Origin of the sequence: Hwangdonia sp., from assembly GCF_048381975.1 — a bacterium.
In the GTDB taxonomy this organism is placed as follows: Bacteria; Bacteroidota; Bacteroidia; order Flavobacteriales; family Flavobacteriaceae; genus Hwangdonia; species Hwangdonia seohaensis.
Map to the genome: position 1 here is coordinate 243161 of NZ_JBLWYT010000004.1, position 16070 is coordinate 259230.

The window sequence follows — 16070 nt, forward strand, 5'->3', positions numbered from 1 at the left end:
TAAAGGGTTTAAATGCTAAATGACGTAGTATTGACGTAGCGAATAGAGAGGTATTAAACCGTGCCTTATTGGAAATTTCGCAAATAATCTGCTAAAGATTTATCGTTTTCTAAATTTAACTTGCGTTTTAATCGATATCTATGAGTTTCCAACCCTCTTATTGACACATTCATCAATGGCGCAATTTCTTTGGTTAGCAAATTCATTTTAATGTAGGCACATATCTTTAAATCTTTATGAGTAAGCTGGGGGTATTTGCTTTTTAATTCATTAAAAAATTCTTCGTGTACTTGATTAAAGTTGTATTCGAAAAGTTGCCATTCATCTTCATGTCCAATGGAATTATCAATTTTTCTCAATAGTCTTTTGTAGGCCAAACTGTTTTCAAAACCTGTTTTATTTTTAGCAATTTCATTTTTAATTTCAAGCAAAGACTCATTCTTTTTAACTAAGGACATTGCCGTATTTGCCAGTTGTTTGCTTTTAAGTTTTACTTCATTTTTTAACGATTCATTTTTTAACTGAACTATTTTTTTGTCGTTTTCAATAGCCTTTTCTTTTAGCAAGGTTTCTTGTTCAATTTTTAGTTTTTCATGAAGCGCATTTTGCTCTTTGTTGATTTTGCGTTTATGAAGCCCGTAAACCAATATGCTAATCAATAGTGCCGTAAAAAGAAAAAACAAGCTGTTTTTGTACCACGGCGGCAGCACTTTTAATTTTAGTGTTCTAATCAAAGAAACATCGCCAGAAAGGTTAGTTGCCCGAAAATGCACACTATAATCACCATTACTTAAATTAGACAATTCTAGCCTTTCGCTATCCATTTGATACCAACTTAAGGAGTCTGAATTGGAAATTGCATACTCGAAAAAATGATTGCTTGAATTTGGTGACGATACCGATATACTAATTTTTTGATTGAACGGGAGCTCGTAAGTATCGGCCGTATTTATATCAACTAACTGTTTATCTACTTCAATCCGTTCTAAAATCGGTTTTTGTGGCAATGTGGTTTGGCGCACATTTTGGGCTTTATTGATAAGCATGAATCCATCATAAAGGTTTAAAGCGTAAATGGAATCGTTTATTTGCGAAATGCTTTCTCCACCAACTACCAGTCGGTCCTTAAATATTTTATTGGGCAACTCCAAATTAGTATTGCCATTTTCCATGGAAACAAAACTAATTCTGTCCGTTTTATTTTTTGTTACCAACAAGTCTAAATAAGGCTCTGAAATAATATCGGTGTCTTGCCCAAAAGTATCGTTTAATAAAGTGTTGGGCACAATGCTATCTACTAAGGCTTCGTATTTTTGCCATCCTTGATTGGTTTTAAAACATATATCGTTTTTTATATTGTAAACTCGTACATTATAATCGGACCAAAGTCCTTTGCTTTTATAATCTTCAACCTCTACTTTTTCATAAGTTTCATCAAATTTTATTCTATACAAACCCTTGTACGCATGAGCTGCCCAAGCTGTATAAGCATCCTCGAAAACCAAATATTTAATTGGTATGGTGGTTCCGCCTAAATGCACTGCTTGCCAATCAGCATTATCATATTTATATCTCACCAAACCCGCATAGGTGCCCTGTATATATGTATTAATGGCTTCTGGAACTTTTTTAATGACCCATCCGCCTGTTGAGTTTGATATTTTTTTCAGCTTTTTATCCTGCACAAGAAAAGTACCGTCGTTATGCCCACAAAACAGTTCACCATTTATTTCCTTTAAATTCCATACTTGCCCTTGTGAGTTCTCAACAAATTTTAGTTTATCATCACCTTCATCTAAATAAAACAACCCTGTATTGCTGCCTATATACAGAACGTTTTTATAATTTATAACATCGTAAACTGCGCCTAATTCGCCAGAATTGTCATTATACAGCACATGGTTATAATTTAAATCAACAAGTGCAATACCGTTATCCAAACCTACCCATAATTTATTGTTTTTTCCCAGTCCAAGATTTAAAACCGTATTGTTTAACAACCCATTTTCTTTACTAATATGAAACAATACATTGCCTAAACTATTTGTTATGTAAACACCGTTTTTAATGGTTCCGAAAACCATATTGCCATTATCCAATTCTAAAAAACTATTGAGTTGTTGCTCTTTAATTATGGCATTTATTTGGGGTTCCCATGCCTCCAATGTATTGTTACTGTACAAATAGCATCCTTTTAATGCCGTGGTAATAAGCAATTTATTTTTAAACGCTGAAATGGAAACAACCTTTGTGTCGTATAATATATCTGAATTAACAAACGGCGCCAGAGCATCATCTTGTAACATATATATGCCACCTTTTAAAGTTGAAACATATACCTTGTTATTTACAACGCTACATGAAATTATGGTGGAATCTGGCCTTACTTTTGATATTTTTCCGTCTTTATAAATGTATAGATTTGCAAATGACCTAAACAAAATGGCACCGTTGTGGTGTAATATTTGCCAAAACTCTTCATCTAAAGATTTTTCCTGTTCTTGAAAATTGCTCAACGACGTGTAAACCAATACACCTTTTTTATTTTTTGTCCAATATCCAAACTCCTCGTAAGATCCCGTATAAATAACACCGTTGTATGCCATTACAGACCGGATAATGGTTTTGTTTGGAAGCTGATAGAAATTCCATTTTAGGCCATCAAACTCAAGCAAGCCTTTGTCGTTGGCAACATAAAGCTTTCCGTTATCGGCAAATGATATGCCCCAGTTTTGGTTTCCTGCATTAAACTCCGTTAGGGTATAATTTTGAAAAAACGGCGCATATTGTGCGTAAGAATTATTAAAAAATAATACTATTAAGATTAAAAAGAATGCGCTTTTAAATTTTACCAAAACCACTAATTAATAACTTAAATGAAGAAAAATTTGATTCAAACAAATCTAATCAATTTTAAAACAATTTATTTTAATAAAAAAAGCACTGGTAATTTGCAAAGATATTAATGGTAATTGCAGTCAATCTACGGGGTTTACAATATGATGCCACTACCTGTTTTTAAGTGATACTATTCGAGAAATAAAGATGAATCTGTAAAACCTTTAAGAGTTAATAAATTGGGCTATATTCCCATAACAAAAACGCCCTCAAAACTGTTGTTTTGAGGGCGTTTTAAAATTGCTATTTTCAGTTTAAATTATGTCTCTGTTAAGGGTTATTAACAAAGAAATTAGCTCTATTTTTTAATGATTTTAAAGTTACTAGTCCCTAAGTCATTTTTAACTTTTACAAAGTAAAGCCCATTATTAAAATGAGATACATCTATTTCTTTTCGCTCAACACTTACCTCAGCATCAAAAACTAGCTTGCCAACAACGTTGTAAATTTTAACTTCCGATTTTAGTGAAGCAGATATGTTTAATATCGATTTTACAGGATTAGGGAACAGCTTTGTTCCATTGTTAGAAGCTGATATTTCCTCAACATCCAAAGCAACAAAAGAATCAGCACTATCAGTTAAATCTTCCAAATTAAATCTTTTAAATTTAATTTTAGTATATCCGTCGGATTCATATAGCACTCCTATTTTTCCATCAGCAGTAATAGCAAGAGATGAATAGGCCGAAAAACCCGGTTGATACAATTTTGAATATGCCCATGTTTGGCCTTCATCATAACTTATTCTCAATGCACCATCTTTTCTTCCAGATGCACTTGCAGAATTGCTAAATAATATTCTGTTTTGATTATACCCATCCAATGTTGATGTGTATCGTAAAATATTTCCTTGACAAATAGGGTCTATTAGTGTGGAATCAAACGTATATGGTTCCCAGGTAGTTCCTAAATCGGAGGTGTAAGTAACAAGACGAGTACCTGTTCCATAGTGGTTTCTTGAATTTACCATGATGCGTCCATCATTTAGCTCCACCAAAGTATTTTCATCAAACTTATCAAAACTATTGGTAGCCGATCTATTCCATGTTGCACCATGGTCTGTACTGTAAAGCAATGCGCCATATATAAAATTCGCATTACTGCCTCTTACCACGCCTATTGGGATTACCAAAGTGCCATTTCTTAACTGAATACCTGTACCTGCCGATGCCCAGTATGACCTATCGCCTGTTTGATAAAGCGCTTCCGTTAAATCTACAGGCGCAGACCAAGTTAAACCGTCATCATCACTATACACGTATCGAGATCTTAAACAATTAGGGCTAGTATGGTCTCCATCTGAATTCCATATAGTACTATTTGTAGAATAGGCATAAAAAATAAAAATTCTACCTGTATCTCTATCAACAACAGTACAGGCATCACCTCCATGGTCTGTTTCAATGGTTATAGCACTACCCCAAGTATCACCATTATCTGTACTTCTTCTAACAGCCATATCTATTACACCAGGAACATCAGAGGAATTTTCATAACGAACATCTGTAATAGCCAGTAATGTTCCAGCTTTTGAAGTTACCAATGAAGGAATTCTATATGTATGCGGCGTACCATTACTTGAAAATGGTACTTGGTCACCTACGTACAAATCAATATCGACTTCAGGAGTCAACTCCTCTAATGGAGGAATGGCTTCTCCTATAATCACAGAATAATCTTCAATTTCTCCATCTGTAAATGTATCGCACGGTCCCATTGCTGGAATAGTGCTATTGGAAGAACGCATAGCAATTCGCATGGTAGTATTTCCTAATAGGGTAAATTCACCAATTGATACGCCTGAAAATTGAAGGTCATCGGTTGTATTTGCACCTGTCCAGGTATACACACTTTCTCCTGCATCAGTAAAGTCACCATCTTGATTTTTGTCTATCCAAATATGTACGCGTTTATTAGATCCGGCACTTGAGTTACCAACACCAAAATTAAATCGATATGATTTTTCGGCATTTAAAGCTACATTGCTATCTGTGACATCTTCGTAACCCACATTTGCAGAAACATGGTTTAGCAGGTCACCATCAGTTACATCGGTAATTTTAAAATAATCTAAAAAACTAGTTGTAGATGCTGTCATTGTTGTTGGGTAACATGGGCCGGCAGGAGGGAGCTCAAGAATTACCCTATAGTCTTTAACTTCGCCACCGGTAAAATTATCACAAGGTCCTATGGCCGATATAGCACCGTCTGCAGCTACCAAAGCTACCCGCATTCTAGTGAGTCCTGCGTCTATTACTGACCCTATATTTTTACTCGAAAAACCAAGGTCTGCGCCTGTATTAGCACCCGCCCAGCTAAAAATTAATTCACCTGCATCATCAAAATCGCCATCTCTATTCATATCAATCCACACGTGCAGTCTTTTATGTGTCGTGGCAGTTGGATTTCCTACACCTACATTAAAGGCAAAAGAGGTATCGGTCATTAAAGCTGCATCAGTACTTGTAATATTTTGATAACCTACATTTGTAGAGGCATGATTTATAAAAGCACCATCGCCAGTACCTGCAGTAGAAATTTTAAAATTATTGATATAGCTTGTTGACGATACCGGTATTGTAGGCTCACAATACGTTGGTGGCGGCGTTAAAAAAATACTGATTTTATAATCTTGAACTTCACCACCTGTAAAACCATCACATGGTGCTATAGGCCCAATGGTACCATTTGCAGCAACCATAGCCACTCGCATCCTGGTTTCTCCTTCCGAAATAACCGGACCTATGTTTTTATTTGAAAATCCGAGATTAGCACCGGTATTGGCTCCGCTCCAACTAAACGTTAATTCGCCAGCATCATCAAAATCACCATCTCTGTTCATATCAATCCATACATGAACTCTTTTATGGGTGGTTAAGCCAGGGTCGCCAACCCCAATATCAAATCGATATGAAGTATCGGAAATTAAATTAATCTCGGTATCCGTAATATATTCGTAGCCCATATTTGTAGATGCACGATTTAGTACAGCACCGCTATTAAGCTGCAAATTATTAATAAAGCTTGAAGCGGTTTGAGGAACCGTAGGAGTGCAATACTGCGCATAAGATACACTTGCACAGAGCAAGGCGATCATTATGCCAAATGTTTTAATGTAGTTTTTCATCATTTTGTGTTTTTTAAAAGTGAGTTTATAATTATATCATGTATTATGTATAACATAATATACAATCTTCTCAAAATTAGATATTAAACCTCGTTTTTAGGTGTAAATTTTAGTCAAAAAAGGGAGTTGTTTACAGCAGGAATTCATCACTCATCGATATTGTGCGCAAATATTTCGATGAATTGCTGTTTCTAAATTATAGGAGGCATGTTGTGAAGGTTTTATATAAAACCATTCAATGGAAAGGATTAGTGCAATCAAACTTCACATAACCCAAAATATATTAAATGAAAAAACACTAAAAACCTAAAAATTCTTAAGCTTCACTTTCAGAAGTCGTGGCCTCTTCCTTAAGCGTTAATATGCTCGGGAAAATCATTGGCACCAAACCCTTTACGGGCTCATAAAGTACGGTGTCATTTATTTGTTCTTCGTCAACAAACGTAACGGTGCTATTCATTTTATCAAAAATATTCAATACCACACTCAAAATAAGCGCTATTTTCAAAGCTCCAAAAACGCCACCTAAAAATTTGTTGATGATTCCTAGCGCAGCAAAATCGGCTAATTTGGTAAGTGCCTTACCTGCCAAGGCAATAGCCAGAACTATAACAACAAAAGTGATGGCAAAAGCAGTAATGTTTATCGTTTTTTCGCTCCAATCTACTTTGGTCTGTAAAAATTCGGCAGCGAAATTGCTAAAATGTATGGCACCATAAACTCCGGCAACCAAGGCAATAAGCGATGCCACCTCAACAAAAAAGCCTTTCAAAAAACCACGAACCAGCCCAAATAGTATTAAAGCACCCAAAACAATATCGATAACGCCCATAAATAAAGAATTTTAACAAATATAGTAACACTTAGGTTTATTAACTTTGCAACTTTAAAAATATTATGTCAAGAGACGAACAATTAAAAGAACGCTGGAGTTTGGTGGTTAAAAAACTATCCGACCAGTTTGCCGATGGAGACCTTCTAGACCTCGACGCCATTATTTATTTAATTGGCGTGCAAGAGCTGGGGCAGTTAGACAGAACCTTTAAAAAAGACCAAAAACTCGATTTAATGCACATTGCCATTTGCAAGTTACTAACGCCCTATGGCTATTACGAACTCGATTTTGTAGATGAAGAGGGCTGGCCACATTACAAAACCTTAGAAGCCCTGCCGCACTTAAAAGCAGGCGAACAAAGCATTTTAATGAAAGAAGCCATTGTAAACTATTTTCTGGAAACCCATTATATCGTGTAAATTATTTGGGCGTTACCACAAGTGGTCGGGCTTTTCGTTTCAATCTTTTTGCTCGTGCCTCACAAAAAGGATTTCCTCTGCAATCCCTAACGCAGTTCACGTAAAAAATAGTAAATTTGCATTCATTTTTTAAATGACGTTATGATAGATAAGATAAAAGCACTTATAGCCGAAGCCGAAGCCTTTAAAGCCCAATCAAAGGAAGAGGTGGAAGCGTTCCGTATAAAATATTTAGGCTCAAAAGGGCTGTTAAAAGGGTTTTATAGCGAACTTAAAAACGTGGCAAACGACCAGAAAAAAGAATTTGGCCAAACCATTAACACCCTAAAAAAAACGGCCGAAGATAAAGTAAATGCTTTAAAAGAAGAGTTGGAAAGCAAAGAGGAAGTAAAAGGTGTTTTTGGCGATTTATCGCGCCCCGGCGAACCTATTCAAATTGGTGCCCGCCACCCTATTTCTATCGTAAAAAATCAAATTATCGATATATTTTCGGGCATTGGATTCAATGTTAGCGAAGGCCCCGAAATCGAGGACGATTGGCACAACTTTACGGCGCTAAACCTGCCGGAATACCATCCGGCACGCGATATGCAGGATACGTTTTTTATTCAAACCAATCCCGATATTTTACTGCGCACGCACACCAGTTCGGTACAAGTACGCTACATGGAAAACAACAAACCGCCCATTCGAACCATTTCTCCGGGGCGCGTTTACAGAAACGAAGCTATTTCGGCACGTTCGCACTGTTTTTTCCATCAAGTGGAAGGTTTGTATATTGATAAAGACGTAAGTTTTGCCGACCTGAAACAAACCCTTCAATATTTTACAACCGAAATGTTTGGCAAAAGCAAAATACGTTTGCGCCCGTCGTATTTCCCGTTTACAGAACCAAGCGCCGAGATTGATGTGTATTGGGGACTGGAAACCGAAACCGATTATAAAATTACAAAAGGCACCGGTTGGCTTGAAATTGGTGGTTGCGGAATGGTAGACCCCAATGTATTGGAAAACTGTAAAATAGATTCCACTCAGTATTCCGGATTTGCCTTTGGTGTTGGCATCGACCGTATCGCTATGTTATTGCACCAAATTGGCGATATTCGTCTATTGAGCGAAAACGACGTTAGGTTTTTAGAGCAGTTTAAATCGGCTTTATAATTGTCATTCCTGCGAAGGCAGGAATCTTTCCAATTGAATTTCTAAGTTTGTTATGAAAGACGATATTATTATCCCCGAAGTAAAAAACGTTTATATCGCCATTGTAAACGAATACAACGACATTTACAACACCCAAGATTGGAACGCTTACATCATCAACGATAAAGAGGTTGATTTAGAGATGGTACTTATTGTTACAAGCGGCTATTCAAAAGATAAAACAACTTCTGTTTTCAGAAAAAAACTAGATAAACTGCCTAAAAAAAGCTATGCTAAAATCGAGTTGATGCAAGAAGAACTATTTGCGCTGAACAATACTTTTAAAGTCTCTTTTTTTGAAGGCCATACCATGTTCGATAAAACCTATTTATTCAGAAAAAACACGATTAATTTAAAAGCGTTGCAGCCTATTCCTTTAATGGAAGCAAAAGGTGTTTTAGTGAAGTAATTTTTCGTCAACTTTTTTAGTGTTTTTAACTTTAGTTTTAGCAAACTCATTCAAATCTATACTATACAAACGAGATGTTGGAGATTTAGAGAATTCGTCTTCAAAATAACCACCAAGTAAATAAATTTTTTTGTTGTAATAGTAAAACTCAGAAGCTTTTAAATTCAAATTTATGTCATATTCATTTAACACTTTTGTATCAATATTGTAAGTCAACATTTTGCCATCTTCAAATATGTAAATTATACGATCATTATACGCCAAAGCAGGCTTTTCCATCCCATAGAACAATTCGCCTTCTTTTTTCCATTCTCCACTTGTAATATTATAAGATTCTATTTCAGACAAAGGCTTATCATTAAATCCACCAATAAGATATATTTTGTTTTCAACTAAAACACCTTTTGTTTCTTTTGCTTTCAACATATCTTTTAATTCGTACCAATAACCCGTTTCTAGATTGTAAATATGTGATTTATTAGTGTAAACCTTACTGCCATCTTTATTTAACTTGATAGAACCACCCATAACGATAATGTTATTATTATAAGTGAAAGACCCAAAATTTGCTGCTTGATGAGGGTTTGTATCATCGATTGTAATCGTGTTATTTTTTAAATCAAAAACTTCAATTTTATCGTCTAAATACTCATATTTTCTGCTTCTAGATAATCTTTTACCTCCTAAAACATATATTGTATTGTTGTAATAATTTAACGCATTATAAGCGCGTTTTCTAAATTTTAAATCTGATTTCAACCAAGTATCCTGGGCTACATCATAAACCTTTAAATCACCTTTATAATTATCCAAAGAAGGATTCTCGATTAAGCCATTAACTATATCATTTATTGAGGCATCAGTTTTGTGTCTTAAATCGTTTAAGACTTTTCTGGGAGCATCTACTATATTTGACGCATCACCACCAATTACGTAAATTTTAGAGCCTATTAATACTGAGGCGAACGAGTGTATGCCTAATTTTAAAGAAGATAATTTTTTAAAACGAATTTTGGAATTTAATTCTTTATTTGAAGCTACAATTACTTCTTTTAGATTCTCGATTTTTTTCTGAAGATAAACTATGTTATCACTGTTTTTTAGTTCGGAAAATAGTATTTTTTTTGACGCATAACCAATAGCAGAAAAACTAATGGTGTCGTTTCGATTAACCTCTATTTTTAAAATGAACTCGCCATTTTTATTAGAAACAGCTCCTGTTTTTGAGTGATTTATAAAAACATGAACATGTTCTAAAGGGTGTTTTGTTTGCTCATCTAAAACAACGCCCTTAACGTTTTGTCCGATTAAAATAAATGTTGAAAAGAATAGAAGTATAAATAATTTCATATGTGTAAATGTATAGGTTCTATCATTGTTTTGAGGTGAGACTTTCTTGTTTGTAATTTACATCAAAAATTAAGCCGTCTTTTTAATTAATTCCGGTTGCGTTAGGGATTGATGCCCTTCGACAAGCTCAGGATAAACTCATCCTTTTTTTGAAAGAAGGAAAATACATTCTATTTAGAGCTAAAATTTAAAAGATAGCCACGTCGTTCCTCCTCGCTATGCCGTAAAAAAAGATATAGCGGAAAGCCCGACCCGATAGGGTAACGCCCAAAATAATTTAGCGCTTTAAAGTAACGTGTCCCGTAAATTTTTGCCCTTCGATTACAACAACATACCAATAATCGTCGGTTGGCAATTGTTGGTTGTTAAACGTGCCGTTCCATGAAAACGCAGTGTTTCTGGAACTTTTTAAAAGTTTTCCGTATCTATCAAAAACGTAGACTTGCGAGCTTGCGTAATATTCGATGCCTTTTAAGTTAAACGCGTCGTTCTCGCCATCGTTATTTGGCGTAAAAAACTTGGGGATATAAAAATGCAAATAGGTTTGCGAAGCGATGAATGAGCAATCGCGGTCTTTTACATAAACGGTATATAAACCGCCCTCAACGTTGAAAAAAGTGTTGTTGGGTTGGAAGATGTTTCCGTTTAATGAATACAACAGATTTCCGGTGTTTGAGGTGGCAGTGACAACAATATCGTTGCCATCTGATGTCACATTTTCTATTACCGGATTGTTTATTTGTGTAACGGTTATGGTTTTTGTAACCGAGCAGTTAATGTTGGTTACTTGTACCGTATATGTTCCGGGAGCAGCAACGGTTATGGTTTCGGTAGCATCGCCTGTGCTCCACAAATATGCTGTGGCATTACTGGCATTGGCGTGTAAATCGACGCTCGTGTTCTCGCAAAACTCGACAGTTTCGTCTTGTACTTGCGGAATTGGATAATAGTTGATTTGTACAGCGGTTCTTGATGATGAAATACAATTGCCGTTAACGGTTTCGGCTTCGGCATAATAAATTCCCGAGCCATTAGGATTAAAATTTCTGTTATTGGATTGAAGCAGGTTTCCTCCAACGGAAGCATCATACCAATTAACCAATACACCAGTTGGAACGGTTACCGAGAGTGGCGTGTCGTCATTTTCACAAATCATTAAATCGCCATTACTAATTGGTGCACTGGGAAGCGGAATAACTTGAATTTCAAATATTTCGGAAGTAGAATTACACGAATCGTTAGTTAAATTAATAGCATCTTCGGCAATTTTAACTCTATAAAAGGTGGTATTATTTATAGGTGATGTGGTGTAACTTTGGTTGTTTTCTCCGGCAATATCAGTCCAGTTTATTCCATCTGTACTTTCTTGCCATTGATAAAAATGAGTGGAAAAAATAGTAAAATCAGGAACAGCCGTTAATTGTGTGGAATATGGCAATTGGTCTTCGCACACATAGGTATTCATGTTATTTGCTGTGTCCTCAATCAACACGGCATCGCCACAGGATTTAAACACAATATCATCAATAGCCAAATCGTTCCCGCAACCGCCAACACCATTGTTCAGCATCTTTAAAATAACCGATGTTTGGGCTGGGAAGGTTTGAAACACTAAAGCGTATTGCACCCAATTGGGGCTCGATGTTCCGTTTATATTTCCTGTATCCCCGCTTGCTAAAAGATTGGTGTCCGTATTGTCCCAAATTTCAAATTTCACGTTAATGGGAATGCCACCATTGGCACATTGCGTGGTACTGGGCAATAAATTAATCATCCACGAGGAGAACTCGTAAGTGGTGTTTTCGCATAATCCGGTTATCGTGGTTCTGTAAAATTCGCCAGCGGTAAAATCTGCATTAACAACAAGCATTCTTCCGTCTGTATCGTTTGGCGTATGGTCGTCAATATCATGCCAGTCAAAAAAATTAGTGTTGCTCGATACGGTATAAAATCCATCACTGGGCGATCCTCCTGCAAAAGTATACGATGTTGTTCCTGCGGGTAATGGCGAACTTGTTGTTCCGGTGCCAAAAGTTTCGGTAAAAATAGGATCGCCGGAATTTCCGCTACAAAACCCCAATTGAGCTTGTAACTTTAAAGCCGCTAGGGTAAAAAAAGCTAAAAAGAGTATTTGGGTTTTCCTATTGATAATTTTTATATTTAATTATTAAGATGCTAAAAATAACAATAAACTACATTGGTGCAAGCCCACGAGGTATTAATATTCCAAAAAGGCAATATCTAAATTCGGAAATGAATAAAAAACGAAACAAACCTCGACGTATTAAATCCTAAAAAATGAATAAAGCAAACTATATTCGTAAAAAAAGGGTTCAAATTTTAATTAGATGAAATCGACTGACATATTAAATCAGAGACTGCACCGACCGTTTGAATACCCCAAGCGCCCATGGAAATTCTACCAAGAATGGAATAAAGCTGTTTTTTTACATTGGGAAGTTGAGGAAACATTGATAAAGCCCTTGCTTCCAAAAAACATTCAATTGGATAGCCTTAACGGTAAAACATGGATAAGCTTGGTCGCTTTTAACATGAATAATATTGGTGTAAAAAGTTTACCGAAAGTGCCTCATATTTCTGATTTTTATGAAATAAACATTCGTGTTTACGTGGTTTGCAATAATAAACCGAGCGTTTATTTTTTAAGTATGGAAGGCAGTAAACGATCGTCTTGTAAGGTTTTAAAAACATTGTCAAAATTCCCGTATCGCTATTCAAAAATGAAAAGAAATGAAGGTGATTTTATATCGAAAAACGCCGTCTTTAATGATGCTTTTTACCTTAAATACCGATTAGAAAGTGGTCCTGTTAAAAAGGACAAAACCGATGTATGGCTTACCGAACGCTACGCTGTTTTTCAAGAATATAAAAAGCATATTATCGAATACGATGTGCATCATGTGGAATGGTCCATGCAAAATATAATGATTGAAAACCTAAAAATTGACTACCCGAGATTTAATCATCTTATTAATAACAAACCCGATAGAATTCATTATTCAAAAGGGGTTCAAGTGTTGACTTGGAATAAGAAAAAATTGCCAATACATTAAAAAGTTAGAAAAAAAATGAAAACAGAATTTAAACCCTATTACGCCGTAATTTTCACTTCAACACAAAATAAAAACATAGATGGCTATTCTGAAATGTCAGAAAAAATGGAAACCTTGGCCAAACAACAAAACGGTTTTTTAGGAATGGATAGCGCACGAAATACCGTTGGGATTACCGTGAGTTATTGGGACAATTTAGAAGCTATAAAAAACTGGAAACAACAAAGTGACCATTTACAAGCCCAACTAAAAGGACGCCAAGATTGGTACAGTTGGTATAACGTTAAAATTTGCAAAGTAGAACGCGAGTATGAATTCCTTAAAGATTGATTCAAAAAAAACCTCATAAATTTTTCTTAAAACACATCTAAACACAATAGCTTAGAGTATATATTTTTAAGTGACACGATTAACAAACTACATAAAACGCCATAAAATTAAATCAGTAATCATTGCTGTACTTTTGGTTATCTATTATTTTTGTTTACCAAACCAACTTTTTAAAGATCCCACTTCAACTGTAATTACAAGCTCCAACCATGAATTGTTAGGGGCACAAATCGCTAAAGATGGACAATGGCGCTTTCCGGAAAATGATTCCATTCCAGAAAAATTTAAAACCTGCATCATTCAGTTTGAAGACGAATATTTTTATAAGCATCTCGGATTTAATCCAATTTCAATCTTTAAAGCGCTGCGCGATAACATAAAATCCGGCAAAGTAACCCGTGGCGGAAGTACCATTACACAACAAGTCATTCGATTGTCAAGAAAAGGCACAAAGCGCACCTATTTTGAAAAATTTAAAGAAATTATTCTGGCCACCAGATTGGAGTTTCGAGATTCTAAAAACAAAATCTTGTCTTATTATGCAAGTCATGCACCTTTTGGGGGCAATGTTGTGGGGCTCGATGCTGCATCTTGGCGTTATTTTAATAGGAATGCCAACCATTTGTCGTGGGCAGAAAGCGCCACTTTAGCGGTTTTACCCAACGCACCAAGTTTAATTTATCCGGGGAAAAATCAGGAGCGATTACTAAAAAAACGCAATCGGCTTTTAAAAAAACTTTTGGATAAAAACATAATAGATTCGCTTACTTATAATTTATCAATTGTAGAAGGCTTGCCACAAAAACCTTATCCGCTACCACAAACGGCACCGCATTTGTTACAAAAAACGGTAAAGTCTTTTTATGGGAAACACATCCAAACAACTATAAATGCACAACTTCAAAAGCAAGTAAATGGAATTGTGAAAAATCATTACAACCAACTAAGCCAAAATGAAATTTACAACGCTGCCGTTTTGGTTTTAGATGTAAATACCAGACAGGTTTTAGCTTACGTGGGCAATACACCAACAGATAAAACACATCAAAATCGTGTTGATATTATTGATAAACCCCGAAGCACGGGCAGTATTTTAAAGCCCTTTTTGTACACCGCTATGTTGGACGCTGGCGATATTTTACCCCACACTTTGGTGGCAGATGTGCCCACCCAATTTGGAAGCTATAACCCCGAAAATTACAATAAATCTTATGATGGCGTTGTGCCAGCAAGTCGTGCGTTATCGCGGTCTTTGAATGTACCTTCGGTTAGAATGTTGCAGGAGTTTGGTTTGGATAGATTCCATCATTATTTAAAAGAATTGAAATTAAAAGATTTAAAATATAATGCCAATCATTACGGGTTGTCTTTAATTCTTGGCGGTGCCGAAAGTAATTTGTGGGATTTATGTAAAAGTTATGCGGCCTTGTCGTCAACCTTAAATCATTTTTCTGAAACGTCGAGCGAATATTTTTCAAATGAATTTTGCGAACCTACTTTTATAGCTTCCGAGGTTGTTGATTTTGGAAAGAAAACATCCGATAAAACCTTATTTGATGCCGCTTCAATTTATTTAACTTACAACAGTTTAAAAGAAGTAAACCGACCCGAAAGCGATGAAAGTTGGGTCTTTTTTGATGGCTCGAAACAAATTGCTTGGAAAACCGGTACCAGTTTTGGTTTTCGCGATGCCTGGGCCATTGGTACGACCAAAAATTATGTGGTTGGGGTCTGGGTAGGCAATGCCGATGGCGAAGGACGCCCCGGTTTAGTTGGCGTAGAAACCGCTGCTCCTATTTTATTTGATGTGTTTGATGTGTTGCCAAATAGCGATTGGTTTGCTGAACCTTTTGACGAAATGCAAGCTGTTGAAATTTGTAAACAAAGCGGCCATCGCGCTTCTCAAAATTGTAAAAATACAGCAACGCAATTCATTCAAATAAGTGGTTTAAAAACGCAACCTTGTCCCTATCATGTTTTAATTCATTTGGATAAAAACGAAAGCTTTCAAGTCAATTCATCCTGTGAAACCATTGATAATATCACCCATAAATCTTGGTTTGTTTTACCGCCTTTAATGGCCTATTACTACAAAACCAAAAATCCGTTTTACAACCCGTTGCCCAAATTTAGAAGTGATTGTTTGGGTGATAATACCATGTCTATGCAGTTTATTTATCCGAAAGAAAGCAACAGTATTTTTTTACCAAAAGATTTTGATGGCAACACCAACGACCTCGTTTTAAAAATGGCGCATTCTAAACCCGAATCTATATTATTTTGGTATTTGAACAGTCGTTTTTTAGGAAGCACTAAAGACATCCACGAGTTTGCCATGAAACCCAAAACAGGAAAACATATCATTACCGTGGTTGATGAATTTGGAAATGAAGCCAAACGTTGGATTGAGATTTCGGAATAATAGTAG

11 protein-coding genes are annotated in these 16070 nt (G+C 35.8%); 6 read left to right on the forward strand and 5 right to left on the reverse strand.

The annotated features are described in order from the left end of the window. Positions 1-65: 65 nt before the first annotated feature. The 3 genes from ACN5J7_RS09250 to ACN5J7_RS09260 form a co-directional block, all read right to left on the reverse strand. Complete coding sequence (locus ACN5J7_RS09250; protein ID WP_418603692.1) at positions 66-2855, reverse strand: LuxR C-terminal-related transcriptional regulator; 2790 nt, start codon at positions 2853-2855, stop codon at positions 66-68. A gap of 341 nt (positions 2856-3196) precedes the next feature. After that, on the reverse strand, positions 3197-6028 hold the full coding sequence (locus tag ACN5J7_RS09255) for a GEVED domain-containing protein (protein WP_418603693.1): 2832 nt from the start codon (positions 6026-6028) through the stop codon (positions 3197-3199). Positions 6029-6341: 313 nt separating this feature from the next. Further along, the gene (locus tag ACN5J7_RS09260; RefSeq protein ID WP_311935574.1) at positions 6342-6857 is read right to left on the reverse strand and encodes a CvpA family protein; all 516 of its coding nucleotides are present in this window, start codon (positions 6855-6857) and stop codon (positions 6342-6344) included. A 65-nt stretch (positions 6858-6922) separates the two neighbouring features. Here ACN5J7_RS09260 and ACN5J7_RS09265 point away from each other — a divergent pair, with 65 nt between their 5' ends. The 3 genes from ACN5J7_RS09265 to ACN5J7_RS09275 all read left to right on the forward strand — a co-directional run bounded on the left by ACN5J7_RS09265 (position 6923) and on the right by ACN5J7_RS09275 (position 8888). Further along, entirely contained in the window at positions 6923-7279 is a 357-nt protein-coding gene (locus ACN5J7_RS09265) for a hypothetical protein (RefSeq protein ID WP_311935576.1), read from the forward strand. Between the two features lie 141 nt (positions 7280-7420). Further along, complete coding sequence (pheS, locus tag ACN5J7_RS09270) at positions 7421-8440, forward strand: phenylalanine--tRNA ligase subunit alpha (protein ID WP_311935578.1); 1020 nt, start codon at positions 7421-7423, stop codon at positions 8438-8440. 52 nt (positions 8441-8492) lie between these two features. Next, entirely contained in the window at positions 8493-8888 is a 396-nt protein-coding gene (locus ACN5J7_RS09275; RefSeq protein WP_311935580.1) for a hypothetical protein, read from the forward strand. On the opposite strand, the gene ACN5J7_RS09280 is transcribed toward ACN5J7_RS09275, so the two are convergent. Both ACN5J7_RS09280 and ACN5J7_RS09285 read right to left on the reverse strand, forming a co-directional pair. Beyond that, positions 8877-10238 (reverse strand): carboxypeptidase-like regulatory domain-containing protein, encoded by a 1362-nt coding sequence (locus tag ACN5J7_RS09280; RefSeq protein ID WP_418603694.1) that lies wholly within the window; start codon positions 10236-10238, stop codon positions 8877-8879. The two genes, ACN5J7_RS09275 and ACN5J7_RS09280, sit on opposite strands and share 12 nt — an antisense overlap. 277 nt (positions 10239-10515) lie before the next feature. Continuing rightward, positions 10516-12318 (reverse strand): T9SS type B sorting domain-containing protein, encoded by a 1803-nt coding sequence (locus tag ACN5J7_RS09285; protein ID WP_418603695.1) that lies wholly within the window; start codon positions 12316-12318, stop codon positions 10516-10518. 268 nt (positions 12319-12586) lie between these two features. Here ACN5J7_RS09285 and ACN5J7_RS09290 point away from each other — a divergent pair, with 268 nt between their 5' ends. From ACN5J7_RS09290 to pbpC, 3 genes are all read left to right on the forward strand, one after another. Then, a complete protein-coding gene (locus tag ACN5J7_RS09290) occupies positions 12587-13312 on the forward strand; it encodes a YqjF family protein (RefSeq protein ID WP_418603696.1) in 726 nt (241 codons plus the stop codon). A 15-nt stretch (positions 13313-13327) separates the two neighbouring features. Continuing rightward, positions 13328-13642: an antibiotic biosynthesis monooxygenase family protein gene (locus ACN5J7_RS09295; RefSeq protein ID WP_418603697.1), complete on the forward strand. Its 315-nt coding sequence runs from the start codon at positions 13328-13330 to the stop codon at positions 13640-13642. A 70-nt stretch (positions 13643-13712) separates the two neighbouring features. Next, positions 13713-16064, forward strand: coding sequence for a penicillin-binding protein 1C (gene pbpC / locus ACN5J7_RS09300; protein WP_418603698.1), 2352 nt, complete (start codon positions 13713-13715; stop codon positions 16062-16064). Positions 16065-16070: the final 6 nt, after the last annotated feature.